The sequence below is a fragment of the Streptomyces sp. NPDC058375 genome (genome assembly GCF_042723425.1).
GTDB classification, from domain to species: Bacteria; Actinomycetota; Actinomycetes; order Streptomycetales; family Streptomycetaceae; genus Streptomyces; species Streptomyces durocortorensis.
Genome location: NZ_JBHXJG010000103.1, coordinates 1 through 24,690, shown reverse-complemented (window position 1 = coordinate 24,690; position 24,690 = coordinate 1). Strand labels below are relative to the sequence as shown.

At 69.3% G+C, this 24,690-nt stretch carries 21 protein-coding genes, 1 tRNA gene and 1 pseudogene; 7 read left to right on the top strand and 16 right to left on the bottom strand.

What is annotated here, in order from left to right; genetic code table 11:
* Positions 1 to 58: 58 nt before the first annotated feature.
* From ACFWM7_RS18490 to ACFWM7_RS18450, 9 genes are all read right to left on the bottom strand, one after another.
* A complete protein-coding gene (locus ACFWM7_RS18490) occupies positions 59 to 883 on the bottom strand; it encodes an HAD family hydrolase (protein WP_383261961.1) in 825 nt (274 codons plus the stop codon).
* On the bottom strand, positions 880 to 2,157 hold the full coding sequence (gene serS / locus ACFWM7_RS18485; protein ID WP_383261955.1) for a serine--tRNA ligase: 1,278 nt from the start codon (positions 2,155 to 2,157) through the stop codon (positions 880 to 882). Before serS ends, ACFWM7_RS18490 begins: the two co-directional genes overlap by 4 nt.
* 653 nt (positions 2,158 to 2,810) lie before the next feature.
* A complete protein-coding gene (pheA, locus tag ACFWM7_RS18480) occupies positions 2,811 to 3,746 on the bottom strand; it encodes a prephenate dehydratase (protein WP_383261950.1) in 936 nt (311 codons plus the stop codon).
* Positions 3,747 to 3,895: 149 nt separating this feature from the next.
* On the bottom strand, positions 3,896 to 5,206 hold the full coding sequence (gene efeB / locus ACFWM7_RS18475) for an iron uptake transporter deferrochelatase/peroxidase subunit (protein ID WP_383261945.1): 1,311 nt from the start codon (positions 5,204 to 5,206) through the stop codon (positions 3,896 to 3,898).
* 5 nt (positions 5,207 to 5,211) lie between these two features.
* Positions 5,212 to 7,161 carry a copper resistance CopC/CopD family protein gene (locus ACFWM7_RS18470; protein WP_383261943.1) on the bottom strand — a complete coding sequence of 650 codons (1,950 nt, stop codon included), beginning with the start codon at positions 7,159 to 7,161 and terminating at the stop codon, positions 5,212 to 5,214.
* Positions 7,162 to 7,175: 14 nt separating this feature from the next.
* Positions 7,176 to 7,637: a copper chaperone PCu(A)C gene (locus ACFWM7_RS18465; protein ID WP_383261942.1), complete on the bottom strand. Its 462-nt coding sequence runs from the start codon at positions 7,635 to 7,637 to the stop codon at positions 7,176 to 7,178.
* Positions 7,634 to 8,293 (bottom strand): SCO family protein, encoded by a 660-nt coding sequence (locus ACFWM7_RS18460; protein WP_383261940.1) that lies wholly within the window; start codon positions 8,291 to 8,293, stop codon positions 7,634 to 7,636. The genes ACFWM7_RS18465 and ACFWM7_RS18460 overlap by 4 nt, the downstream gene beginning before the upstream one ends.
* 44 nt (positions 8,294 to 8,337) lie before the next feature.
* A complete protein-coding gene (locus ACFWM7_RS18455) occupies positions 8,338 to 9,090 on the bottom strand; it encodes a YcnI family protein (RefSeq protein ID WP_383261936.1) in 753 nt (250 codons plus the stop codon).
* Positions 9,091 to 9,239: 149 nt separating this feature from the next.
* Entirely contained in the window at positions 9,240 to 10,109 is an 870-nt protein-coding gene (locus ACFWM7_RS18450) for a hypothetical protein (RefSeq protein ID WP_383261934.1), read from the bottom strand.
* Positions 10,110 to 10,401: 292 nt separating this feature from the next.
* On the opposite strand from ACFWM7_RS18450, the gene ACFWM7_RS18445 reads away from it, so the two are divergent.
* Positions 10,402 to 10,890: an ATP-binding protein gene (locus ACFWM7_RS18445; protein ID WP_383261930.1), complete on the top strand. Its 489-nt coding sequence runs from the start codon at positions 10,402 to 10,404 to the stop codon at positions 10,888 to 10,890.
* Positions 10,891 to 10,926: 36 nt separating this feature from the next.
* Here ACFWM7_RS18445 and ACFWM7_RS18440 read toward each other — a convergent pair whose 3' ends face one another.
* Positions 10,927 to 12,408, bottom strand: a complete 1,482-nt coding sequence (locus ACFWM7_RS18440) for an aminopeptidase P family protein (protein WP_383261924.1) — start codon at positions 12,406 to 12,408, stop codon at positions 10,927 to 10,929.
* 148 nt (positions 12,409 to 12,556) lie between these two features.
* Positions 12,557 to 14,044, bottom strand: a complete 1,488-nt coding sequence (locus ACFWM7_RS18435) for a PP2C family protein-serine/threonine phosphatase (RefSeq protein ID WP_383261921.1) — start codon at positions 14,042 to 14,044, stop codon at positions 12,557 to 12,559.
* A gap of 637 nt (positions 14,045 to 14,681) precedes the next feature.
* Here ACFWM7_RS18435 and ACFWM7_RS18430 point away from each other — a divergent pair.
* Positions 14,682 to 15,431: a bifunctional DNA primase/polymerase gene (locus ACFWM7_RS18430; protein ID WP_383261919.1), complete on the top strand. Its 750-nt coding sequence runs from the start codon at positions 14,682 to 14,684 to the stop codon at positions 15,429 to 15,431.
* Positions 15,432 to 15,826: 395 nt separating this feature from the next.
* Positions 15,827 to 16,246, top strand: coding sequence for a hypothetical protein (locus tag ACFWM7_RS18425; protein ID WP_383261916.1), 420 nt, complete (start codon positions 15,827 to 15,829; stop codon positions 16,244 to 16,246).
* Between the two features lie 256 nt (positions 16,247 to 16,502).
* Here ACFWM7_RS18425 and ACFWM7_RS18420 read toward each other — a convergent pair whose 3' ends face one another.
* The 3 genes from ACFWM7_RS18420 to ACFWM7_RS18410 form a co-directional block, all read right to left on the bottom strand.
* Positions 16,503 to 17,468, bottom strand: coding sequence for a DUF5926 family protein (locus ACFWM7_RS18420; protein ID WP_383261913.1), 966 nt, complete (start codon positions 17,466 to 17,468; stop codon positions 16,503 to 16,505).
* A gap of 332 nt (positions 17,469 to 17,800) precedes the next feature.
* Positions 17,801 to 18,475, bottom strand: a complete 675-nt coding sequence (locus ACFWM7_RS18415) for an ATP-binding protein (protein WP_383261910.1) — start codon at positions 18,473 to 18,475, stop codon at positions 17,801 to 17,803.
* A gap of 94 nt (positions 18,476 to 18,569) precedes the next feature.
* The gene (locus tag ACFWM7_RS18410; protein WP_383261908.1) at positions 18,570 to 19,406 is read right to left on the bottom strand and encodes a glycerophosphodiester phosphodiesterase; all 837 of its coding nucleotides are present in this window, start codon (positions 19,404 to 19,406) and stop codon (positions 18,570 to 18,572) included.
* Positions 19,407 to 19,607: 201 nt separating this feature from the next.
* Here ACFWM7_RS18410 and ACFWM7_RS18405 point away from each other — a divergent pair, with 201 nt between their 5' ends.
* Positions 19,608 to 21,383 (top strand): trypsin-like peptidase domain-containing protein, encoded by a 1,776-nt coding sequence (locus tag ACFWM7_RS18405; RefSeq protein ID WP_383261906.1) that lies wholly within the window; start codon positions 19,608 to 19,610, stop codon positions 21,381 to 21,383.
* An 86-nt stretch (positions 21,384 to 21,469) separates the two neighbouring features.
* Positions 21,470 to 21,559, top strand: a tRNA-Ser gene (locus ACFWM7_RS18400).
* A 135-nt stretch (positions 21,560 to 21,694) separates the two neighbouring features.
* Here ACFWM7_RS18400 and ACFWM7_RS18395 read toward each other — a convergent pair.
* The gene (locus ACFWM7_RS18395; protein ID WP_383261903.1) at positions 21,695 to 21,832 is read right to left on the bottom strand and encodes a hypothetical protein; all 138 of its coding nucleotides are present in this window, start codon (positions 21,830 to 21,832) and stop codon (positions 21,695 to 21,697) included.
* A 296-nt stretch (positions 21,833 to 22,128) separates the two neighbouring features.
* On the opposite strand from ACFWM7_RS18395, the gene ACFWM7_RS18390 reads away from it, so the two are divergent.
* Together ACFWM7_RS18390 and ACFWM7_RS18385 are read left to right on the top strand one after the other, a co-directional pair.
* Positions 22,129 to 23,532, top strand: coding sequence for an AAA family ATPase (locus ACFWM7_RS18390; protein ID WP_383261897.1), 1,404 nt, complete (start codon positions 22,129 to 22,131; stop codon positions 23,530 to 23,532).
* A complete protein-coding gene (locus tag ACFWM7_RS18385; RefSeq protein WP_383261889.1) occupies positions 23,520 to 24,392 on the top strand; it encodes a hypothetical protein in 873 nt (290 codons plus the stop codon). Before ACFWM7_RS18390 ends, ACFWM7_RS18385 begins: the two co-directional genes overlap by 13 nt.
* A 194-nt stretch (positions 24,393 to 24,586) precedes the next feature.
* On the opposite strand, the pseudogene ACFWM7_RS18380 reads toward ACFWM7_RS18385, so the two are convergent.
* Positions 24,587 to 24,690 (bottom strand): annotated as a pseudogene (locus tag ACFWM7_RS18380) (IS5/IS1182 family transposase); the annotation flags it as partial.

Sequence of the window (24,690 nt, the reverse complement as noted above, 5' to 3'; positions counted from 1 at the left end):
GCACCGTGGGTACGGTGCCGGGCCGCTGTCGCGCTGACCGGGATGCGAGCGGGGCGGGCTACCGCGCGGGCTGTACGGGCGCCGAGCGGAGCAGCTCCTCCAGGACGACCGCGATCCCGTCGTCCTCGTTGGACGCCGTGATCTCGTGGGCGACGGCCTTCAGGTCGTCGTGGGCGTTGGCCATGGCGACGCTGTGCTGGGCCCAGCCGAACATCGGGATGTCGTTCGGCATGTCGCCGAAGGCGATCGTGTCGGCGGCCTTCACGCCGAGCCGGCGGGCGGCCAGCGAAAGGCCGGTCGCCTTGCTCAGGCCCAGCGGCAGGATCTCGACCACGCCGGCACCGGCCATGACCACGTCGACCAGGCTGCCGACGGCCGCCCGCGCGGCGAAGGCCAGCGCGTCGTCGTCCAGCTCCGGGTGCTGTATGTAGACCTTGTTGAGCGGGGCCGTCCACATCTCGGTGGCGTCGTCCACGAAGAGGTACGGGAGCGGTCCCTCCTGGACCCGGTAGCCGGGGCCGACCAGCACTTCGCCTTCGAGGCCGTCGCGGCTGGCCGCCAGGTGCAGCGGGCCGACCTCCGCCTCGATCTTGGACAGGGCGAGACCGGCGAGCTGACGGTCCAGGGTCAGCGAGGTCAGCAGCTTGTGCTCACCCGCGTGGTAGACCTGCGCGCCCTGGCCGCAGACGGCGAGCCCCTCGTAACCGAGGTCGTCCAGGATGTGCCGGGTCCAGGGGACCGCGCGTCCGGTGACGATGATGTGCGCGGCGCCGGCCGCCGTGGCGGCGGCCAGGGCCTCGCGGGTGCGCTCGGAGACCGTGTCGTCCTCGCGCAGCAGGGTGCCGTCGAGGTCGGTCGCGACGAGCTTGTAGGGGAAGGTCACTTGGCGACCGGTTCCAGGACCTCGCGCCCGCCCAGGTAGGGGCGGAGCATCTCGGGCACCCGGACCGAACCGTCGGGGAGCTGGTGGTTCTCCAGGATCGCCACGATCGTGCGCGGTACGGCGCAGAGCGTGCCGTTCAGCGTGGCCAGCGGCTGGACCTTCTTGCCGTCGCGCATCCGGACGGACAGGCGGCGGGCCTGGAAGCCGTCGCAGTTCGACGCGGAGGTCAGCTCGCGGTACTTGCCCTGGGTCGGGATCCACGCCTCGCAGTCGAACTTCCGCGAGGCCGATGCGCCGAGGTCACCGGTGGCGACGTCGATCACCTGGAAGGGCAGTTCGAGGCCGGTGAGCCACTGCTTCTCCCACTCCAGGAGCCTGCGGTGCTCGGCCTCGGCGTCCGCCGGGTCGACGTACGAGAACATCTCGACCTTGTCGAACTGGTGGACGCGGAAGATGCCGCGGGTGTCCTTGCCGTACGTGCCGGCCTCGCGGCGGAAGCACGGGGAGAACCCGGCGTACCGCAGGGGCAGCTTGTCGGCGTCGATGATCTCGTCCATGTGGTACGCGGCGAGCGGGACCTCGGAGGTGCCGACCAGGTAGTAGTCGTCCTTCTCCAGGTGGTAGACGTTCTCCGATGCCTGGCCGAGGAAGCCGGTGCCCTCCATGGCGCGCGGGCGGACCAGCGCCGGGGTCAGCATCGGGATGAAACCGGCCTCGGTGGCCTGCGCGATCGCCGCGTTGACGAGGGCGAGCTCCAGGAGCGCGCCGACGCCCGTGAGGTAGTAGAACCGCGAGCCGGAGACCTTCGCCCCGCGCTCCATGTCGATGGCGCCGAGCGCCTCGCCGAGCTCCAGGTGGTCCTTGGGCTCGAAGCCCTCGGCGCCGAAGTCGCGGATGGTGCCGTGCGTCTCCAGGACGACGAAGTCCTCCTCGCCGCCGACCGGCACGTCCTCGTGGACGATGTTGCCGAGCTGGAGCAGCAGCCGCTTGGCGTCGGCGTCGGCCTCGTCCTGGGCGGCGTCGGCCGCCTTGACGCCGGCCTTGAGCTGCTCGGCCTTCTTGAGGAGCTCGGTGCGCTCCTCGGGGGTGGCCTTGGGGATCAGCTTGCCGAGCTGCCTCTGCTCGGAGCGGAGTTCGTCGAAGCGGACGCCGGACGACCTGCGCAGCTCGTCGGCGGAGAGCAGGGCGTCGACGAGGGCGACGTCCTCTCCACGGGCGCGCTGGGAGGCGCGAACACGGTCGGGGTCCTCACGGAGCAGGCGAAGGTCAATCACCCCTCCAGGCTACCGGTGCGCGGTTCTCGCACTCGAACCGATATGGCCGAGCGTGTCACTATGACCGAATTGCCGGAATTGATATTTCTGAGGGGGAATCGCGGGCGGCGGCGGCGCCGATGTCAATAACGGTGGTTAACTCCCCTGAACAGGGCAGAAGGTGCGGTCCGCCTTGACGCACCCGCCTTGGGCAGGAGGGGAGTTGGGGGTGTGCCGGTCGCTGTTGTCCACAGGAATCCCGATGCCGGAATAGTTATCCACAGGCTGTGTGGAAGTTCTGTGGATGCCGGAAGGTCTTGTTCCGGAACCCGGACGAAGTGCTGCGGAGTCCTCGCTCAAACCCGTTCTGCGTGCTCGTTCGGGTGGGAATTCACCGCCCCAAAGAGTCGATCAAGGGAATTCGGGTGACACGGGAGGCTCGTGCCGCCTCGTAGTGCATCGAGCCCCTGTGGACGACTTCGGGGCTGCTGGGTTGATTTGTCGACGATGTCGCATGAGGGTGTCGACTTGTCCCCAGGTCGAGAGCCTTCCCTGTGGATAACTCTCCGGCGTGCGTGACTATCTGTAGATCGCACTGCTGCGGAGCGCACAAGGAGGCCGGCCGGGTGCCCGAAGTCGCCAGGTGCCCCGGGGCCTCTCCTGCCCTGCTGCCGTCAGATCCGGCCGTCCTGGCTGCGCGCCAGCCAGTCGGAGGCGTCGGTGAACGCGGTGTCCGACGTGCCCGCCCGCAGCGGTCGCACCTCGTCCGGCGAGACGCCCGCCCGCGGGTACGAACCGAGGAACCGCACCTTCGGGCTGATCCGCTTCAGCCCCATCAGGGCCTCCCCGACCCGCCGGTCCGCGATGTGCCCCTCCGCGTCCACGGCGAAGCAGTAGTTGCCGATCCCCTCACCGGTCGGGCGGGACTGGATCAGCATCAGGTTGACGCCGCGCACCGCGAACTCCTGGAGCAGCTCCAGCAGGGCGCCGGGGTGGTCGTCGTCCAGCCAGATCACCACGGAGGTCTTGTCCGCGCCGGTCGGTGCGGAGGGCCGGGCGGGCCGGCCCACCAGGACGAAGCGGGTCTGGGCGTTCGCCGCGTCGTGGATCTCCGTCACCAGCGGCTCCAGGCCGTAGGTGGCAGCGGCGAACTCCCCGGCGAACGCGGCGTCGTACCGCCCCTCCTGGACCAGCCGGGCCCCGTCCGCGTTGGACGCCGCCGACTCCCACAGGGCCCCCGGAAGGTGCTCCGCCATCCACTTGCGCACCTGCGGCTGGGCGGCCGGATGCGCGGTGACCGTCTTGATGTCCGACAGCTTGGTCCCGGGCCGCACCAGCAGCGCGAAGGTGATGGAGAGCAGCACCTCGCGGTAGATCATCAGCGGTTCCCCGCCGGCCAGCTCGTCCAGCGTCGCGGTGATGCCGCCCTCGACGGAGTTCTCGATCGGTACGAGCGCCGCCGCCGCCTCCCCGCTGCGTACGGCGTCCAGGGCGGCCGGCACGGACAGCATCGGGACGAGCTCACGGGTTGCGGCTTCAGGAAGCGTACGGAGGGCGACCTCGGTGAAGGTGCCTTCGGGGCCGAGATAGGCGTAGCGCGTGGCTGACATACGGTCACCCTAATGCGCCCCGCGAGACCCGCCGCGCCGTCTCAGGATGCGGTCGAGTGCCCTCCCCGGGCCGTACGCGTGACCACGACTCCGGGGCTCTTACGGCCCAGGGCTCCTACGCCTCCAGGGCCCTTACGACTCCGCGGCTCCTACGCCTCCAGGAGCCGCTGTCCCACGTACGCGTCCTCCGCCGCCCCGCCCGGGACCGCGAACACCCCGCTCGCCTCGTGCCTCAGGAACGGCGACAGCGCGTCGCCCCGGTCGAGCTTGCGCTGCACCGGCACGAAGCCCCGGAACGGGTCCGCCTGCCAGCAGATGAACAGGAGCCCGGCGTCCGGAGTGCCGTCCTCCGCGATGCCGTCGTGGTACGAGAACGGACGCCGCAGCATGGCGGCCCCGCCGTTCTCCTCGGGTGAGGAGATCCGGGCGTGGGCGTTGTCGGGGATCACGAGCCTGCCGTCCGGGCCCGCCTTGTCGAGGTCCATCTCCGTGGTCTCGGTCCCCCCGCTCAGCGGGGCTCCGTCCGCCTTGCGTCGCCCGATGACCCGCTCCTGGCGCTCCACCGGAAGCTTCTCCCAGTCGTCCAGGAGCATCCGGATCCGGCGGACGACGGCGTACGAACCGCCCTCCATCCACTCCTGCGGCTTCCCGGGGGAGGCGGGGACGAAGACGCGCCGGTCGAAGTCCTCCTCGGACGGTTTCGGGTTGCCGGTCCCGTCGATCTGGCCCATCAGGTTGCGGGCGGTCATCGGCCGGGCGGTCGCGCCGGGGGTGCGGTTGAAGCCGTTCATCTGCCACCGCACCCGTGCCGTGCCCGCGGCCTCCTTCTGGAGGGCCCGGAGCGCGTGGAAGGCGACCAGCGCGTCGTCCGCGCCGATCTGCACCCACAGGTCGCCGTTCGAACGCCGGGCGTCGAGGGCATCGGCGGAGAACGCGGGCAGCGGATCGAGCGCGGCGGGCAGGCGGGCGGTCAGACCCGTGCGCGCGAAGAACGTACGGCCGAAGCCGAACGTGACGGTCAGGGACGACGGACCCGCGTCCAGGGCGATCCCGGTGTCGTGCCCGGGGCCGTCGGCCGAACCGGCCGCCGGGCGGCCCGCCATCAGCTCCTTCGCCACCGCCGACCAGCGCCGCAGCAGCGCCGCCGCCTCCTTGCGCCCCGCGCCCGCCGCCAGGTCGAAGGCGACGAGATGGCCCCGGGCCTGAAGCGGAGTGGTGATCCCCGGTTGATGTTTCCCGTGAAACATCGCCTCGGTCGCCCCGACGCTCGTCAGCGCGGTGGGCTCCTCGGGGCGGGTGGCGGCGTACCCGGCGGCCCCGCCCCCGGCGCCCAGCACCAGCCCCGTGGCGCCCGCCGCACCGGCGGTGCCCAGCAGCCGCCGCCGCGATACGCCGGTGGTGGCGGCACCGTCGTTGCTGTCCGGGTGGACGGCCGGGGCCTGTTTCGTGGTCTTGCTCACCGTGCTCAGCCGATCTTCGCGTTCTTGTCGATGGTGACCTGGTCGATGTCGGAGGTCCGTACCGTCACGTCGATCTTCCAGTCCCCGGCCATCGGAATCTGTACAGCACTCGCCGACCAGTGCCCCTCGGCCAGCCGGTCCGGGACGACCGGCAGCGGGCCGATGTCCTTCGACTCCAGGGTGAGGGCCAGCTTCAGCTCGGGGACGTCCATCGGCTTGCCGTTGCTGCCGTCGATCCACACATGCAGCTCGTTGGAGCCGGTGCGGCCGGGTTCGATGTCGATGCGGACGGTGCCCTTGCCGTTCTGGCCGCCGGTGTCGAACGGCATGCTCAGGTTGACCGGGCCCCCGGCGGCGGGAGCGCTCGCGGACGGGGTGCCGCCCGCCGCCTCCTCCTCCGTACGGCCCGGCTCGGTGGACGTCAGCATGGTGGTGACGGCCAGCAGGACGACGGCGACGGCGGCCTCGGCCAGGACCGAGCGGCGCAGCCCGGAGCGCTCCGGGTCGGCGTCCCGAATCCGCTTCTTCTTCGTCGCGGTCAGGGCGGCCCGCTGACGGGCCAGTTGCGCGGCGCGCTCGGGGTCGACATCGACCGGGGCGTCCTTGGCCTCTTCGACCGACTCCGCGCCCGATTCCTCGGCCTCCTCCTCGGCCGCCTCCCCGGGAGCCTCCTCCGCAGCGACCGCCGGGTCCGTCAGCCGTCCCGTCCAGCGCCGGGAGAACCAGGCGACCGCGAGCAGGACGGCGATCAGCGCCACCTTGAGGATCAGCAGCTGCCCGTAGCGCGTCCCGGTCAGCGCCGACCAGGAGCCGACCTGCCGCCAGGACTGGTAGATCCCGGTCGCCGCCAGGACCACGACACTGCTGAACGCGACCGCGGAGAAGCGCCGGACCGCGGCGCTCCCGATGTCCGGCGTCCGGTACAGCGCCACCAGGAGCGAGGCGAGCCCGCCGAGCCACGCGGCGACGGCCAGCAGGTGCAGGACATCCACCGGCATGGCGATGTTCGCCTGGATGCCGGTCGAGGCGTGCTCGGACATCGCCCAGGTGGCGGCGATGCCCGCCGCGACCACCCCGCCCCCGACCGCCAGGCCGAAGGTGAGGTCCTTCTTCTCGCGCTCGTCCTCGCGCCGCGCGTACGTACCGAACAGCACGGCGATGAACAGCGCGGCGGCCCCGAGCAGCAGCAGCCGGGAGACGAGAGCGGCGCCGGGCTTGGTGTCCAGGACGGACTGGAGTCCGGCTAGGTCGAAGGCGTCGGCGAACTTCCCGCTGCCGGTGTAGGGATTGCGCAGCAGCAGCATGACCAGCGTCGCCGCGGTCAGGGTGAGCCAGCCGCGCACCACGAGCCGCTGCATCGGCAGGGCGGTCGCGCCGCGCTGCCAGCAGATCAGGACGAACGCGCTGCCGCCGACGAGCAGGACGAACCCGCCGTACGCCGCGTAGCGCGCGATGTCGTAGACGACGCCGACCGGACCGCCGCCCGCCTCCTGGGAGGGCAGGGCGACCGTGGTGTCGGACGGGGCGCCGACGGAGAACGTGAACGCGCCGGAGATCGGGTGGCTGTCGGCGGAGATCGCCTGCCAGGCCACCGTGTAGGTGCCGTCCGGCAGCCCGGTGTGGAGCGCGACGCCGTACCGGACGGTGGAGCCCTCGGACAGGTCCTTCGGCTCGGCCCCGGTGTCGGCGCGCTTGCCGCTCGGGTCGAGGACCCGGATGGAGTCGTCGCCCACGGCGATCGCCTCGGAGAAGCTGAGGGTGACCTCCTTGGGCGCGGTGTCCACCACCGCCCCGTCCCCCGGGTCGCTCCCGGTGAGGGCGGCGTGCGCGGACGCCGGGCCCGCGCCGGCCAGCAGCAGCCCGAACACCAGGCTGACGAGGGCGGCGAGGAGCGCGGCGGCGGCGAGTGGCCGGCGTATCGGGGAGGGTCCGGCGTACGGGGCGGTGGCAGACATCTGGGGTCAGTCCCTCACTGCTTCTTCGGGTTGTGGGTGGTTTCCTTCACCGGCAGGTCGACCTTGATCGGGTCGGCCTTCTCGAAGTGCAGCTCGACGGGGACCTTCTCGCCCTGCTTGGGCTTCTGCTTGAGCTTCATGAACATGATGTGGTTGCCACCGCGTTCGAGATCGAGCTCGCCGTTCGCGGGCACCTCGAACGAGGAGACCTCGCGCATCTTCTGGTTCTTCGTCTCGTGGATGGTGACGTCGTCCGAGAGCGGACTGGTCACCGAGGTGAGCCGGTCCCCGGTCCCGCCGCTGTTCTGTACGACGAGGAAACCGGCGGCCATGTCGCTGACCGGCTGCGGCAGATACGCCCCCACGACCTTCAGAACCGGCTCGCTGTCCTGCCCGCCGTCCGACGAGCACCCGGCCAGCGTCAGCCCGGAGGCGAGGGCGAGCGCGCCGGCGAGAGCCGTGCGGCGGCGGTTCACGGGGTCTCCCCCTTGATCAGCTTGGGGAGGTCCTTCGCGTACTCGTCGGCGGAGGTGTCCTCGCCGTAGAGCACGTACCCCTCGTCCGTCTTCGGCGAGAAGGCGATGACCTGGGCGCCGTGCATCGAGACGACGGTCCCGTCCTTCTCCTTCTTCGGCGCGTCGATGCCGATGCCGATCTGCCGCGCCCCGGCCTGGATGGTCGGGAAGTCGCCGGTGAGACCGGTGAAGGTGGGGTCCTGGGCGGAGAGCCACTTGCCGAGCGAGGCGGGGGTGTCGCGCTCGGGGTCGGTGGTGACGAAGACGACCTGGAGCTTGTCCTGGTCGGCCTTGGGCAGCTCCCGCTTGGCGAGGGAGATGTTGCTCATGGTCAGCGGGCAGACGTCGGGGCAGTTGGTGTAGCCGAAGTAGATGAGCGTCGGCTTGCCCTTGGTCGCCTCGCGGAGGTCGTACTCCTTGCCCTGCGTATCGGTGAGGACGAGGTTCGGCTTGGTGAACGGCTGGTCGAGTACGGTCGCGGCCTTGTCCTTCGGCGCGGCGCTGACGTCGGCGACGGCCGAGGAGCCCGCCTTGTCGTCACCGGAGCCGCAGGCGGAGAGGGCCAGTGCGGCCGCGGCGGCGAACGCCACGGCCGTCACTGCTTTTCTGTTGCGCATGAAAGAGATGTCCTGAACGTGGTGCGGGTGAGGGAACCGGCCGGTCAGGCCGAGCGGCGGCGTCCGGCGAGCACGCCGAACGCGACACCGGCGACACCGATGACGATGCCGATGATGCCCAGGGTGCGGGCGGTGGTGTCACTGGAGGAGGAGGAGGACGCGGCTGCGTGGGTCTCCTTGGTCGACGCGGCGGTGTCGGCGGCCTTGTGGTCGTCGGCCTCCTTCGCGTCGTCGGCCGCGCCGCCTCCGTGGTGGTCGTCGGAGGCGGCGGCCAGCTTCAGGACCGGGGCGGGGCTGTCGGGCTCCTCGCCGCCCTCGGTGGGCTCCTCGATCCAGCGGACGACTTCCTTGTTGTCGTACGTCTGGATCGCCTTGAAGACGAGCTGGTCGGCGTCCTCGGGCAGCGCGCCGACGGAGACCGGGAACTGCTGGAAGTAGCCGGGGGCGATCTCGCTGTCGTCCGCGGTCCAGGTCACCTTGGAGACGGCCTCGGTGATCTTCTTGCCGTGCACTTCGAGGGGCTTGTCGAGCTTGCTCTTGTCGATCTTGATGTCCCAGCCCGGAACGGCCTGCGGGGTGACGGAGGAGAGCGGGTGATCGGCCGGGAAGTTGACTTCGAGCTTCACCGTCGAGGCCTGGTCGCGCTCGTTGGGGACCTTGAAGTTGAGCGTGGCGTATCCGCCCTTGGCGGCCTCGCCCACCGGCTGGACGCTGACGTGGGCGGCGGCCGGGCCGGCGATCAGCAGAACGGTGGAAGCGGCGACGCCGCCGGCGAGGGCGATACGGGAAAGCTTCATGGCAGGAATCTCCACAGGGAAACGGAACATGGTGGTCCGGCGCGCGGATGCGCGGCGGCATCACGACACCTCGAGGTGCGGTTCCGTGCGGACGGTCGCGTGCACAGGGACGTGCGCGAGCGGCCCGCGGGCCCGGTGGAGGCGTCGCGTCAGGCTGCGAGGGCGTACGGGGCCGGCGGCCCGCGCCTGATCACCAGGTGCTGCAGAGGATCCCCCGGGGTCGGCAGCGGTACGTCGTCGGAGCGACGCGGCACGCGCGGCCCGGCCACGGCCTGCTCCCACTCCCCGGCCCGCAGCGCGCGGACGAGGGCGAGCGCCGCCCGCAGCGAACGCAGCCGCGCCCCGGCCGCCAACGCCTGGGCGCTCTGGGCGGAGAGCCGGGCCAGCGCGAAGAGGGCGATCTCCCCGCGCCGCAGCAGCCAGCCGGTGGCGAGCGCGACGAGGACGTGGACCAGGAACATCGGCAGGCTCGGCAGCATCGCGGTCACCGCGGCACAGACCTGGGCGATGCCGGAGGCGCCGTCCGGGGCCGCCGAAGCGGCGGACTGGGCCGCTCCGGATCCGCCGCCCGCCGCGACATGGCCGTGGGCCCCCGCGAGCGACGACGGGTCGATGCCCGCGGAGGAGACGATGCGGTGGGCCTCGGCCGCGTTCAGCCCCGCCGGTCCTTCGCCGCAGACAAGCCCGGAGGCGAACCGGATGAGCGGGTTGTCGCCGCTCGTGGTCCCGGCGGCGCCGGTCGGGGCGCCGCCGTGGCTGCCGTACGCGAACAGCACGTGCAGGAGGATCTGCCCGCCGGCCAGCGCGCCCACGATGGCCGGAAGGGAACGTTCCCGTCCGGCGAGGAGGGTGGCTACGGCGAGGACGCCGAGGAATCCGGCGAGCAACGTCCACGCGGGGACGGCCGTACCGGCGGCGAGCGTGTGCCCGGCCGCGGACAGCACGACACAGACCGCGGTGAACACCGCGGCCCTCATGAGCCGCAGACCGGCTCCGGCGCGTGCGAGAGGCGTGGACATGGCCGGGACATCATCGCACTGCACCCCCGTGCGCCGTACGGCAGGTCCGGAAGATCAGGCTCCGTCCCCAACCGTGCTTGTTGCGCCTGTTCGTGGGGGATGTACGGACCGGGGGCGCGCGCTTCCGGTCGCCGGGACGGGCCCTGTGACCTGCGGCCGGGCCGGTCCATACACCGGGCGGCCGAATATCCACATCCGCCGAATGAGGGCTCTCCCACCCGATCCGTGCTTACGAAGTGCCGAGGGCGGCAATACGTATCGATACGTCGAGCCGCAGCCAGGAGGCTGGAAGATGAGCATCTGGTGGTCTCTCCATTTGCGGCGCGAAGCTGCGAGCGTTCCGCTCGCCCGTCGTTTTCTGCTCGGCACCATGGAAACCGCAGGGGTGGATCCGGACATCTCCTTCGACCTGTCGGTCGCGCTCAGCGAGGCCTGTGCGAACGCCGTCGAGCACGGCGGCGATCGGACGGCTCTCGGAGAGCCGGGGGATTCCGGGTACGGACGCCCTTCCGCGGACTCCGGGCAGTACCGGGTCACGGCCTATCTGGACGGCGAGAAATGCCGTATCGAGGTCAGTGACTCGGGGCCGGGCTTTCCCGCCCGGCGCGCGCTTCGCCCAGCCGCGCATTACCCACAATCCGAAGCCGAGAGCGGGCGGGGTCTCGACCTCATCCAGCAGCTCTCCGACCACGTCCAGTTCGGCAACCGGCCGGGCCGCGGCGCGGTGGTCAGCTTCGACAAGGTCCTGAAATGGCGCGAGGGCGCGCTGCTCACGGTGTAGTGAGCGGCGCGCCCCGGCGCGTTTTCTAAGGGAGGGTCAGCCCTTCAGCCGCGCCATCCAGGCCTCGACCTCGTCGGCCCGGCGGGGCAGCGAGTCGGAGAGGTTCCGGTTGCCGTCCTCGGTGACCAGGATGTCGTCCTCGATCCGGACGCCGATGCCCCGGTACTCCTCGGGCACGGTCAGGTCGTCGGCCTGGAAGTACAGACCCGGCTCGACCGTCAGGCAGACGCCCGGCTCCAGCGTGCCGTTGACGTACGTCTCGGTGCGCGCGGCGGCGCAGTCGTGGACGTCCATGCCGAGCATGTGGCCGGTGCCGTGCAGGGTCCAGCGGCGCTGGAGGCCCAGCTCCAGGACCTTGTCCACGGACAGGTCGCCGAGCAGGCCCCACTCGACGAGCTTCTCGGCGAGCACGCGCTGCGCGGCGTCGTGGAAGTCGCGGTAGTCGGCACCGGGCTTCACGGCGGCGATGCCCGCCTCCTGGGCCTCGTACACCGCGTCGTAGATCTTGCGCTGGAGCGGCGAGAACGTGCCGTTGATCGGCAGGGTGCGCGTCACGTCGGCGGTGTAGAGGTCGTTGGTCTCGACCCCGGCGTCCAGGAGCAGCAGCTCGCCCGCGCGGACCGCGCCGTCGTTGCGGACCCAGTGCAGGGTGGTGGCGTGCGGCCCTGCGGCGCAGATCGAGCCGTAGCCGATGTCGTTGCCCTCGATGCGGGCGCGCAGGAAGAACGTGCCCTCGATGAAGCGCTCGCTGGTCGCCTCGGCCTTGTCCAGGCTCTTCACGACGTCCTCGAAGCCGCGCGCGGTGGCGTCGCACGCCTTCTGCAGCTCGGCGATCTCGAAGGCGTCCTTCACCAGGCGGGCCTCGGAGAGGTGGACGCGCAGCTCCTCGTCGCGCTCCGCGGTGACCTTGTCGGTGAGGGCGGCCTCGATGGCGGCGTCGTGGCCGCGGACGTTACGGACCGGGCCGGTGGCCTCGGCGAGCGCGGCGGGAAGCTCGCGAACGTCCTTCGCGGGGATGCCCAGCAGCTGCTCGGCCTCGGAGAGGGAGTTGCGGCGGCCGACCCACAGCTCGCCCTGGCCGTCGAGCCAGAACTCGCCGTTCTCCCGGTTGGAGCGGGGTAGCAGGTAGACGGTGGCCTCGTGGCCGGTGTCGCCCGTCGGCTCCAGGACGAGCACGCCGTCCTGGGTCTGGTCACCGGTGAGGTACGCGTACTCGGTGGAGGCGCGGAAGGCGTACTCGGTGTCGTTGGAGCGGGTCTTCAGGTTGCCCGCGGGAATGACCAGGCGCTCGCCGGGGAAGCGCGCGGAGAGCGCGGCGCGCCGGGCGGCGGTGTGCTCGGCCTGGGCGATCGGCTGGAGGTCGTGCAGCTCCGTGTCGGCCCAGCCCGACTTCATGTTGTCGGCGAGCTCGTCGGAGACGGCCGGGTACAGGCCGTTCTTCCGCTGCTTGACCGGTTCCGCCGCTTCGTTCTCTTCGGTCTCCTGCTCCGGGTTCTCCGGAATGAGCTCCTCAGACACGATTTGTCTCTCCTTGATACGACACTGGACCATCACCCATCGTACGGGCGTACGGAAGGGGGCCCAGGGCCGAAGGGCCTGTTACAGGAGAGAGCGTCGGGGAGGGCGTCACAGGGGCAGCCGGGCGGTCGAGCTGTCAGTCGATCGATCAGTCGAAGTGGGCGGCGAGGATCACGACGTCCTCGGTGGAGTCGCTCCGGTCGAGGCCGTCGGGGAGCATCGTGCGCAGGACGTGGTCGGCGACGGCCGCCGGATCGTGCCGGTCCGCCTTCGGTACGGAGGCGGCGGCGGAGTGCAGCCGGGCGAAGGCGCGGTCCATCGCGTCCCCGGTCCGACGCAGCAGCCCGTCCGTGTAGAGCAGCACCGTCTCACCGGGCGCGGGACTGAACTCCACGCTCGGCGCCTCCCAGCAGGCGAGCATCCCGAGCGGGGCGGAGAGCGTGGTCTCGACGTACTCGCAGCGCCGCTCGCCGAGGATCAGCGGCGGGGTGTGCCCGGCCCCGGCCAGCACGACCTTGCGGGCGGCGGGCTCGCAGTAGGCGAACAGGGCGGTCGCGGTCCGCGCGGGCTCGGTGAGCCGCAGCAGCAGTTCCAGGTCGGAGAGTACGGCGACGGGGTCCTCGCCCTCCATCACGGCGTACGCCCGCAGGCTGGCGCGGAGCCGGCCCATCGCGGCCATGGCGCTCGGCCCGGACCCGCCCACGGAACCGACGGCGAGGCCGAGCGTGCGGTCGGGCAGCGGCAGCGCGTCGTACCAGTCGCCGCCTCCCTGGGGGCCGGTGCGGTGCCGGGCGGCGAGCCGGACGCCGGGGATCCGGGGGAGCCGGCTCGGCAGCAGTTCCTCGGCGACGGCGGCGATGTCCGCGCGGGCGCGCTCCAGCTCGATCAGGCGGGCCAGGTGCTCGGTGGCGTAGCGCGCGTAAAGGCCGGCGAGGTGGCGCTGCTTCTGCGCGGGCTCGGCCGGTTCGTCGTAGATCCAGCGCGCCGCGCCGAGCCGGCCGGCCGCCTCGGAGGCGAGGGGGAGGGCGTAGCTCGCGGCGTAGCCGAGCCGGGTGGCGACCTCGCGGTGCCGGGGGTCCAGGTCCTGTTCGCCGAGCAGGTCGGGGTCGGCGACCCCGTCGGCGGTGTCCGGCAGCCCGTCGAGGACGCGGCCCAGGGCGGTGGCCGCGCGCGGCACGGTCTCGAAGTACCCGAGCTCGGCGTGGGTGAGCCCGAGGCCGCGGGTGGTGGAGGGGCCTTCGCCGTTCGCCGGTTCCAGAACGAGAAGTCCGCGGCGGGCGCCGACGAGGGCGGCTCCGGCGTGCAGCAGCTCGTTCAGGGCGGTGTCGAGGGTGCTCGTCCCGGCCAGCCGCTCGGTGAGTTCGTGCAGGGTGGTGAGGTCCGAGACCCAGCCCGCCAGACGGTCCTGGATGAAGGCTCCGGGCGGTCCCGGGACCGCCGTCAGGGGCGCGGAAGTGTGCGTTGAAACCGGAACCTCTGGATCGATTCCAGCCACTTTCGGCAGGTGTGGGGCGCTCATGGCAGCCAGCTTTCCGACCGGTGCGATTCGTCGAATAGCATCGCAAACCCCCATGTGATTCTGCGCCACTATCAATGCATCCACATGTACACGCACAAGTAACCCGATGTCCAGCATTGTCCCTTCGGGGTCCGGGCGATTCGTGCTCTCCCAGTGTCGGTTAACTTGGCCAAAAAATGCACCCTATGGACGCTATTTGCGATCGACTGGGGCTGCTCGACAGGGGTGCCTCCGGGGTCAGGTCGCCGGAGGAGCGTCATCCCGGGCATGCTGGGTACGTAAACGGTGGTGCGCGGGTGCAGTTGTGATCGCCCAGGAACCCGGCAGCGGGTTCGGGCGTCCTAGCCCGTGACGATGACGCCCCCGCCCCGGACGGTGGGGTTCGCACCAGGGACGGCAGGCGAGGCGCATGCTGCCCTCGCCCGGCGACCGCCGGCCCGGCTCGACCCGCTCGGTTCGACCCGCACGACTCCGCCGGAGCAGCGCGACTCCGCTCGGTCAGTTCGGCCCCGTTCGGTCAGTCAGCTCAGTTCGGTTCGACTCTGCTCGGTTCGGCTCTCAGTTCCACCAAGATCGGTTCTATTCGGATCGATTCCACTCGGCTCGGCTCGGCTCACGCTCGGTATCGACGGCACACCCGTCCCCGTACCGCAGAACTGATGGGCACGTACGCACAGCGAAGAGATACGCACGTGGTGTCACACACGCGTGCTGTCATGTGGATTCGGCGTTCAACGGAAAGGAACGAGCGCTCATGCGCGAGATCCTCGGAAGGCGACGCAGGCTCCGGCTCCGGCGCAAGGAGGGGGCCGCCCGGCTCGACGCGGCCCTGACCTGCGCCACCGTATGGCAATGGCCCGTGCTCCCCGGAGTGGGGACGGCGCAGGCCGCCCCGCACGGCGAGAGCGCCGGCCCCGGCTGCGCCTGCCCCGAACCCGACTGCGCCGTACCGGGCGCACACCCCTTCGACCCCGGCCTGCTGGCGGCCACCACGGACGAGCGCATGGTGCGCTGGTGGTGGACCAACCGCCCCACCGCCCCCGTGATGCTGGCGACCGGCGGCCGCGCGCCCTGCGCGGTGAGCCTGCCCGCCGTGGCCGGCGCCCGAGCGCTGAGCGCCCTCGACGTCCTCGGCATGCGGCTCGGCCCGGTCGTGGCGACACCCACCCGGTGGTCGCTGCTGGTGGCCCCGTACACCCTGGAACGGCTCGGCGAGCTGTTGTACGCGAAGGACTGGGTGCCCAGTTCGCTCCGGTTCCACGGCGAGGGCGGCTACCTCGTCCTGCCGCCGTCCCGGACCGGCACCGGCCAGGTCCGCTGGGAGCGGCGTGGGGTGCCGCTCGGAACGTCCGCTTCCGCTGCCGCCCCGGTGTCGCGTGTGCGGGCGAAGGGCGGGGCGCCGGTGGCCGCGGCGCCCTGGCTGCCGGATGTCGAAGCGGTCCTGGACGCCCTGGTCGAGGCGAGCACGGGCGCCCCGGGCGGCGGCAGCCGGCTCGCGTACTGACCTCCTGAGGCTTCGGGAGGGGGCAGTCCGGTGTCCGGCTCACTCGAACGGGTGTGAGCCGGACAGGATCCAAGGTAATCGGGTGCCGGGCGCCCCGGCGGTGCGCATTCCGTCGATATCGTCGGCCCGTCGTCAGTAATTCCGCGCAGTTGCCAGGTGGGGCCACCATGAATCTCCGCATGATCGGTCTCACGGCAGCCGTGGTGTGCGGATGCTTTGTTCCGCTGGTTGCTTCCGCGCACCCCGCTGTTGCTCCGGATGCCGTATCGGCTGATCCGGTCGCCGGTAAATCATCTGGCGGGTCGCCAGGAAGTCGTAGGCCAAAGGTTTCTGATCGGCTATCCGGAGATGATCCCGCCGCCCTTTCTTCGACATTGCCGAAATCGCCATCGGAAATGAGCGCAGAAGCCGGTTCCCTGCCGGAGTCTGATCGTTCGGGTACGGCGGCGTTTGAACGTTCGGGTGCGGCGTCCCGGTGCGGACCCGAGCTGGTCGCACCGGAGGGCGTCGAGGCGCAGACCTGCGTCATGACCCAGGACGGCGAGATGTGGGCGCGCGTCTACTACCGGAACGCGACCGGTGAGGAACTCCGATCCGTGCTCACGCTGATGGGCCCGGGCGGGCGGACCGTGGAGCTGCACTGCGCGCCGATCGCGCACGACGAGCCGGGCACCTGCGAGACGCCGCGCGTCCCCTCCACGGGGGCGCCCCGATCCGCCACGGCGGTCGCGGAGTTCGTGGGCGCCGGGCCGGTGGACGAGGCGCCGCTGCTGCTCCGCGCCGGATCCGAACGGGCGCCGGGCGCCGGGGACTGACCGAGGCGGTGCGTGGGGGCGGGGGTGAGGGGGCCCGTACGGGCGCCGCACCCGGAGGTGTCACAGGGCGGGCCGCAGCCGGAAACGAGGACGCCCGGTCGCTGGCGACGGGGGATGCACCAGCGACCGGGCTTCTAGAACCGTAACAAGAGATCTGCCGTTCGCAAATTCGATCTCGCCTGTAGGGACGCCGATTTACTTACGAGTACGGCGAGTTGTGATGCGAGTCACCGTCTGCGGCGCCCCGTCGGCACGGTCAGCTGAGGGTCACCTGGCGGTTGGTGAGACCGCCCCGGGCACGGCGTTCCTCGGCGGTGAGCGGGGCGTCGGACGCGAGCGCCGCCGCCAGTCGCTCGGCGAACTCGACGGCGGGCTTCTCGCACGCCTCGGCACCCATCGAGGTCGGCAGATCCCAGACGGGGACGACGAGCCCGTGCGCCCGGAACGACCCGACCAGCCGGGTGTCGTCGCCGAGCGAGGAGGTGCCCGCGGCGTGCAGCCGGGCGAGCGCGTCGAGGAGCTGCTCCTCGGGGTGCGGCATGACCCAGCGCAGGTGGTTCTTCTCCGGGGTCTCGCACCAGTACGCGGCGTCGACGCCGGAGAGCAGCGTCGTCGGGATCGCGGCGGCGTTCGCGCGCTCCAACGACGCGGACACCTCGGGGGTGGCGTTCTCCGCGTCCGGCACCCAGAACTCGAACCCGGAGTGCACGTCCGGCTCGAAGGCGGCGTCCGGGGCGAGGAGGTCCTGGAGGCGCGGACCGTCGGCCGGTACGCGGCGGGCGGTGACCGGGGATCCGGGCTCGGCCTCCAGGGCGCGCTGGAGGGTGTCCGCGAGGTCGCGGCTGAGGTCGCCGGAGGAGGTGTCGTTCTGCAGGGCGAGCAGGACGGAACCGTCGTCGCGGCGCAGCGCCGGCCAGGCCATCGGCAGGACCGTCGCGAGCGTCACCGACGGAACCCCTTCGGGCAGCCCGTCCTTGAGGGTCAGTTCGACCGTGGCGGCGGGCACCAGCTCGCGCAGCGCGACCCAGTCGCACTCGCCCGCGAGTCCCTCGAAGGGACGGTGCACGAGCTCGGTCACGGCCTGGGCGGCGGCGCGTCCGTGACACGCCTTGTAACGGCGGCCCGATCCGCACGGGCAGGGCTCACGGGCCCCGACGACCGGGATCTCACCGTCCTTGAGCTGCTGCTTCCCGGCCTTGGTCTGAGGGCGCTTCTTGGCCATGGTGGGCGTTCTCCCGATTGCGACAGTGCGGACTCGGCGCGAGCCTAGCCGCCCGGGGAGCCGTGCCCCGCCCACGTACGCACGTGATTCCGCCCGTGTACGCGCTCGGCCCGCGCCGTCCGTGGATCGGCCCGTGCCGTCCGCCGGTACTGCCGGTGCCGTCCGTGGGGTTCGCCCTGCGCTGTCCGTGGGGTTCGCCCTGTGCCGATCGTGGGGGTCGCCCTGTGCCGATCGTGGTGTCCGGGCTGTGTCGCCCGTGCGGTTCGGGCTGTGCCCTCCGTGCGGTTCGGGCTGTGCCCTCCGTGCCGGCTCAGCCCACGTCCCATGCCGGCTCAGCCCACGTCGTCGAAGGCCTCGGAGAAGTCCAGGCCCTCGAACCCGGTGAGCCCGCCGACGCCGTTCGCGCCGGTGCCGTTCGCGGCCACACCGCTCGTACCGGAGCCGTTCACGTCGGAGCCGCTGCCACCGATGCCGGGCGGCTTCTTGGAGGAGACCAGGGCCCAGACGGTGACCTCGCCCGAGGAGTCGTCCCGTACGCCCCACTCCTGGGCCAGGGCGCTGATGATGTTGAGGCCCCGGCCGCCGCGTGCCGTCACCGAGGGGGTGGCCGGAACCGGGCGGGTCGGGCCGCCGCCGTCCGTGACCTCCACGGTGAGCCCGCCACCGGTGTCCACCCGCCAGGCGGCGCGGATGTCCCCGTCGCCGACGTCGGTGTGCCGTCCGAGCGGCCTGCCATGTCGGCAGGCGTTGCTGAGAAGTTCGGAAAGGATCAGAACAGCGTCGTCGACGACCGCGTCCGACACCCCGTTGCCGCGCAACTGCTCACGCATCCGGTGTCGTGCCTGCCCCACGCCGGCAGGGCCATGAGGAATGGCCATGCTCGACGACGCGGGCACCTCTTGTGCCACCACCAACGCCACCCCCGAGACCTCCTTTGCCCCACGCCACGGGTTGGATGCCCCACTGAGCTGGACCGGAAACCGGCCGATGCGCTGCCGGTGACGCACTCGTAACGATCGAACGCGCAGCGAATGCGCCGGAGCACACCCCGTAACGATCGAGGTCGGGCCCTGGCATGTTCCTTTTCGAGCTGATTCCCGACTAAATGCGGCCCAGTTGGGACAGAACCTGCTTCGGGCGGTTGGTGATGATCGCCTCGACGCCGAGTTCGGCGCACAGGTTGACGTCGGCCGGCTCGTTCACGGTCCACACGTGCACCCGGTGCCCCGCGCGGTGCAGCCGTTCGATGTACCCGGGGTGGCTGCGCATGATCCGCATGCCGGGGCCCGCGATCCGCGACCCGGCGGGCAGCCGCCCGTCGCGCATCCGGGGCGAGACGAACTGCATCAGGTAGACCGTGGGCAGCGTGGGCGCGGCCGCCTGGACGCGGTGCAGGGAGCGGGCGGAGAAGCTCATGACGCGGATGGGGGAGGGCCCGTCGGCGGGCGGATCGGCCAGCCCGAAGCGCTTCAGCAGCTCCAGGAGCCGCTCCTCGACCTGCCCGGCCCAGCGGGTGGGATGCTTCGTCTCGATGGCCAGCTGCAGATCCCGTCCGGTGGCCCGTACCTCGGTGAAGAGCTCCAGGAGCCGCTCCAGGGTGAGTACGGAGGTGAGCTCGCCCGGCACCGGATCCCAGTCGGGCGACTCCTCGTGGTCCTTCCAGGAGCCGAAGTCGAGAGCGGCGAGGTCGGCGAGCTCCAGGGCGGACACGGCGCCGCGCCCGTTGGACGTACGGTTCACCCGCCGGTCGTGCACGCAGACGAGATGGCCGTCGGCGGTGAGCCGGACATCGCATTCCAAGGCGTCGGCACCGTCCTCGATCGCCTTGCGATAGGCGGCCAGGGTGTGCTCGGGGGCGTCGTCGGAGGCCCCGCGGTGGGCGATGACCTGGATGGAGGTGTGCGCGCTGCGCTGCCGTGCGTGGGTCACCCGCGCCATGGTGTCACCGCCACGGGGATGGCTGAGCACATGTCACCCTGGAGGTCTGTTTTGTCGGATGTAAAGATTGGTGTGCGGATGCACAGGTCCTGCTTACAGTGGCCCGACGTGTTGTGGGAAAAGCTGACCGCAGACACGTGCACAGCGGATTTCTTGCCGAATGCCGACTGGATGCCGAGTGGAACCGAGGAGTAAAGAGCTGTGAGCACCGAGAACGAGGGCAACGAGGACCGCGCGGTACCGGCCGTGCCGTCCGCACCTCCCGTGCCGGCCGACACTCCTGAGTCGGCGACCGGCGGAGCCACGCCTCCGTCGCCGGCGGCCCCGGCGCAGGACACCGCGCGCGAGACGGCGCACGATTCCGCGCAGGACACCGCGCGCCTTCCCGTGCACGACGACACCGGCGCAACGGAGGCGGCCCGGGACGCTCACGGAGCTCCTGGCACCCCCGGCTCCACCGGCGCTCCCGGTTCGCCGACCCCGGCACCGGGAGCACCGGCGCACGCCGAGGCGCCGCGCCACGACCCCACGCACCAGGGCTCCCCGGCCTCCCAGGGCGCTCCGGGCACGCCCGCGTACGGCCAGGGCGCCGCCCACCCGGCCTCGAACCAGCCGCCTCAGCAGCCCCCGCAGCCGCCGCAGCACTCCCCGTACGGAACGGGCACCGGCTACGGAACGGAGCCCGGTCTCCCCGCGGGGGCCGCGTCCTGGCCGCCGCCCCCGCCCGCCGTCCCGGCGTACGCCGGCGGGGACGCCGGTCACGCGTCCGGCGGTATCGGCGACGGCAGCGGCCACGGCCCGGTCTGGGGCGCTCCGGTCCCGCCCGGCTCGGGTCCTGCGGGCGGCAAGAACGGCAAGGGCAGGGCAGGCGGCCTGGTGGCGGCCGTGGCCGTGGCGGCGCTCGTCGCGGGCGGCGTCGGCGGCGCCCTCGGATTCTGGGCGGCCGACCGCAACGACAACGGCTCCTCCGGCAGCTCGACCACGGTCTCGGCGTCGGACACCCCGAAGGACCTGAAGCGCCCGGCGGGCACGGTGGCCGGGGTCGCGGCGAAGGCGCTCCCCAGTGTCGTCACCATCGACGCGCAGGGCGGCGAGGGCGAGGGCGGCACGGGCACCGGCTTCGTGTACGACAAGGAAGGCCACATCCTCACCAACAACCACGTGGTGGCCTCCGCCGCGGAGTCGGGCGAACTGTCGGCGACCTTCTCCGACGGCAAGAAGTACGCCGCCGAGGTGGTCGGCCGGGCACAGGGCTACGACGTGGCCGTGCTGAAGCTGAAGAACCCGCCGCAGGGCTTGGCGCCCCTCTCCCTCGGCAACTCGGAGGGCGTCGCGGTGGGCGACTCGACGATCGCGATCGGCGCGCCCTTCGGCCTCTCGAACACGGTCACCACGGGCATCATCAGCGCGAAGAACCGCCCGGTGGCGTCCGGCGACGGCCAGAGCAACAAGAACTCCTACATGAGCGCCCTGCAGACCGACGCCTCGATCAACCCGGGCAACTCCGGCGGGCCGCTGCTGGACGCGACGGGCGCGGTCATCGGCATCAACTCGGCGATCCAGTCGACGGGCGGCGGCCTCGGCCAGTCCCAGGCCGGCTCCATCGGCCTCGGCTTCGCGATCCCGATCAACCAGGCCAAGAACGTCGCCGAGCAGCTGATCAAGACCGGCGAGCCGGTCTACCCGGTGATCGGCGCGACGGTGACGATGGAGGAGAAGACGGGCGGCGCGGCGATCTCCGCCGAGGGCGCGGGCGGCACCCCCGCCGTCACCCCGAACGGCCCGGCGGCCAAGGCGGGCCTCAAGGCGGGCGACGTGATCACGAAGTTCAACGACACCGTGATCGACAGCGGCCCGACCCTGATCGGCGAGATCTGGACCCGCAAGCCGGGTGAGAAGGTGACCCTCACGTACGAGCGCGACGGCAAGACGGCCACGGCCGAAGTCACCCTGGGCCAGCGCGAGGGCGACAGCTGACCGGCTAGGCTGTCCCACGCGTCGAACCGGCCCCACACGGGCCTGACGGCCCATCGGCTTGCGCAGCGACGGGACCGCCGACGCGGGGTGGGTTGCCCGAGCGGCCTAAGGGAACGGTCTTGAAAACCGTCGTGGCAGCGATGTCACCGTGGGTTCAAATCCCACACCCACCGCCAGGTGAGAGAAGTACCAGGTCAGAGGGCGGGTCTCCGGAATGGGGGCCCGCCCTCTGCGTTCACCTTGTCTCACCCCGGGCCCCTGTTTCTCGGTGTCGACCATGGCGTGGGGGCCATACGGGGCCAGGATCGGCCCTACTCCTCGGCGCGAAGCCCCAGCTCAACGAGCCGGTTGGCCGCCGCCGACCCGCCCTTGAGGAGCTTGGCGTAGAACCGGAAGAGCACCGCGAGGCTGTGGCGGGCGCCGTAGGCATCCCCTCCACCGGGGCCCATGCCGGACTTGATGCACAGTGAGATGTCCGCGTGCCGTAGGGAGTAGGGGCCCTCCGCGAGCGCGGTTACAGGGTAGCTACCTAGGAAGGAACTCAGATGATCACCGGCTGACGTAGAGTCTTGCGCTCACATCTACAAACTTCTCGACACAAGATCAACTCCAAGCGGCGACCTCGACGCTGGACAGGAGTAGTTCAGCACACCCCCTTGCCCGTACCTGTCGCAATACATCGGCCAATCACCAGACACCCGCCTGTCAGAGCTATATATTTTGGTACTTGACCCAAGGGAGCGCGATGAGTATCGAGAACACCACTCCAGAGAATCATGAACGAAAGCTCATTAGCGTTGAAGTCAATCAGCTTCTAGGGCGCTTCGATCACAGGGTGGAATTCCCCGCTGATCGCGACTTCGTGATCCTTCATGGCCCAAATGGAATTGGAAAGACTAAACTTCTCGAACTTATTGAAGCCACATTCTCGATCGATATCTACACTATTTCTGAGACTCCATTTCGAAGCGTCTCCCTCACGTTTAGTGATGGTCGAATTCTTTCGGTTGAACGGCTTGGCCAGGAAGCTCTGCCAGGTCTTGGAGAGGAAGAGGCCAATAGTGATTCATTCATTATGCGCCTCCTGGAGCCGGGGAGAGGGGAGATCACTTGGAACGCGTCAGAGGCGGCTCAAGCTGATCCGGTCCCCCTTACTCGGTTCATCAGCCAAGGGGATTTTCCTGTCAGGAGGCTAGCTTCTGGCAGGTGGGGGGATCTTACTGACGGCGAAACGCTCTCGACGCGAGAAGTTATCAGCCGTTATCGGGATCTTGTTCCCGCGCGATACTTCGGGGTAAAGCTCGAGGGAGTTCCTCAGGAGATTTCACGCTTGCTGGAAGCAACTAAGGTCCATTTGATTGAAACTCAGCGCCTTATCAACGTCACATACCCAAGCGCACGTGGGGCCCGAGAATCTGAGCGTCGACAACCAACGGTTCTTGAGTTCAGTCGCGACTTTTCGCGGCGTCTTGACGATGCTCTCGCTCAGAACTCGCGCGTCTCCCAAGGGCTAGACCGATCCTTTCCGCGACGACTGCTATCGGAAACGGAGCTCGATCCCGAGATCACGGAAGAAGCAATCCGTGAGAGGTATTCTAAACAGAGCGATACTCGCAAAAGATTGACACAAATCTCGGTGCTCGATGCATCTGGAGAGCTTCCTCTCCCGGATAGGGAGCTAGCCTCATGGGAGAAGCGGGTACTTTGGACCTACCTTAACGACACAGAACAGAAACTGAGAACCTTTCAAGACCTGCTTGATCGAGTAGCACTTCTTCGTGAAATTGTAAACTCGCGATTTCTCTATAAGGAGCTGATTCTCGACAGGGAGGGGTTTAAGGTAGTCACGTCGACAGGGAAGGAAATCAAGGCGAGCCAGCTTTCCTCAGGCGAACAGCATGAACTCGTTCTCACCTATGATCTCCTATTTAATGCGCACGAGAATAGCCTTGTTCTCATCGATGAACCTGAAATCTCGCTGCATGTGGCCTGGCAAAAAGAATTCCTGAATGACATTGTCAGGATTGCCGCCATTAATTCTTCTCGGTTTATTGTAGCTACTCACTCTCCTCAGATCATCAATAAATACTGGTCCCAAACGGTCGGGCTTGAACCGGGTTACGAAGACGAAGCTCTTTGGGTGCGCTGATGCAAAGTAACCTAACGGGCGATGATCTCTTCTCTTACATTCTCATGTTGCAATCGGGGCCTACGGCGAAGATGTACGTCCTCTGCGAGGGCGAATCGGATTGCGCGATCCTCGATCCGCATATAAAGGAGAGCATTTGTGAGACTATCCCGGGATACGGGAAAAGCTCGGTCCTTGAAGCGATAACTATTGCGGACCAGCAAAATAAGAGCGGAGTTGCCGCGTTGGTCGATAGGGATTGGGAGAAAGAGGCTTCTTCGCTTCCCGGTTCTGCAGTCGTAACTGACCATTACGACATTGACGCGACGGTCTTCTATACTGGGGATGTATGTCGAAGAGTCGTCACTGCCTTCTGTGATCGCACCCTGGTAAGAGATTTTCTCCGTGGTGGAGGGTGGAACTCACCAAGTGAAGTAGCTACCTCGCTAGCATTCCCTGTTGGCGTTCTGCGCAAGCTCAATCATGAAGAAGGGTGGGGTCTGAGATTCTCCGATACTCCTTTCTCTGAGGTGGCGCTGCAGGACTCGACTGGAATTGATCTCACGAAAGCTGTAGGTTCAGCCCTGTCGCGTTCCAGGAAGCCTCGCATCGCAGAGCGTGACATTGCCGCTATTGCCGCCCTGGCGCAGCATGCGATGGCAGGGATAGCAGATCGACGAGCCTACTGCTGTGGACACGATTTGAATTCCGCGCTGGCGTACCTAATGTCTAATAAATGGTCTGCTCGAATTAATCGGAAAATCCTGGAAAGGGCAATGCGTGCGACTGTCTCCTGTGCTGATATTTCATCAACCGAGATGTTTTCCGGTATTCCGTCAGCGCTAAAAACTTCTCCTGGTGAGCTATATACGTGCAGCTAGTTTCTGGGGATGTGTGATGGAGTAGTACCCACGAATCTTCCAGGGGCTTGGTCAGGCCGGGAGTTCGTGGATTACGGGGCTGTCTGCAGGAAGAATCACACTGACTCGGTGGAATGCCCTTGTCTTGGCACTGGCAAGGAGCGCAAATCTAGCTGGACGAAAGCACTGTGACGACCCCAGATTAAGACCGTGTCCTACATGGCCAGTTTGAGGAATCGTTTGTAGCAGCAGAGAGCGGCTGCCAGTCCGAGAAAGGCCAGGTAGTTGCCTGGTTTTTGCTCGTAGCGGTGGTTGAGTC

Excerpts from the sequence above, each read along its gene's own strand:
- ACFWM7_RS18470 (WP_383261943.1), bottom strand. The coding sequence starts at position 7,161 with ATGTCTGCCACCGCCCCGTACGCCGGACCCTCCCCGATACGCCGGCCA.
- ACFWM7_RS18390 (WP_383261897.1), top strand. The coding sequence starts at position 22,129 with ATGAGTATCGAGAACACCACTCCAGAGAATCATGAACGAAAGCTCATT.
- ACFWM7_RS18430 (WP_383261919.1), top strand. The coding sequence starts at position 14,682 with ATGCGCGAGATCCTCGGAAGGCGACGCAGGCTCCGGCTCCGGCGCAAG.
- ACFWM7_RS18455 (WP_383261936.1), bottom strand. The coding sequence starts at position 9,090 with ATGAAGCTTTCCCGTATCGCCCTCGCCGGCGGCGTCGCCGCTTCCACC.
- ACFWM7_RS18395 (WP_383261903.1), bottom strand. The coding sequence starts at position 21,832 with ATGGGCCCCGGTGGAGGGGATGCCTACGGCGCCCGCCACAGCCTCGCG.
- ACFWM7_RS18435 (WP_383261921.1), bottom strand. The coding sequence starts at position 14,044 with ATGCTGGACATCGGGTTACTTGTGCGTGTACATGTGGATGCATTGATA.
- ACFWM7_RS18410 (WP_383261908.1), bottom strand. The coding sequence starts at position 19,406 with ATGGCGCGGGTGACCCACGCACGGCAGCGCAGCGCGCACACCTCCATC.
- ACFWM7_RS18425 (WP_383261916.1), top strand. The coding sequence starts at position 15,827 with ATGAGCGCAGAAGCCGGTTCCCTGCCGGAGTCTGATCGTTCGGGTACG.
- ACFWM7_RS18420 (WP_383261913.1), bottom strand. The coding sequence starts at position 17,468 with ATGGCCAAGAAGCGCCCTCAGACCAAGGCCGGGAAGCAGCAGCTCAAG.
- ACFWM7_RS18445 (WP_383261930.1), top strand. The coding sequence starts at position 10,402 with ATGAGCATCTGGTGGTCTCTCCATTTGCGGCGCGAAGCTGCGAGCGTT.
- ACFWM7_RS18450 (WP_383261934.1), bottom strand. The coding sequence starts at position 10,109 with ATGTCCACGCCTCTCGCACGCGCCGGAGCCGGTCTGCGGCTCATGAGG.
- pheA (WP_383261950.1), bottom strand. The coding sequence starts at position 3,746 with ATGTCAGCCACGCGCTACGCCTATCTCGGCCCCGAAGGCACCTTCACC.
- ACFWM7_RS18460 (WP_383261940.1), bottom strand. The coding sequence starts at position 8,293 with ATGCGCAACAGAAAAGCAGTGACGGCCGTGGCGTTCGCCGCCGCGGCC.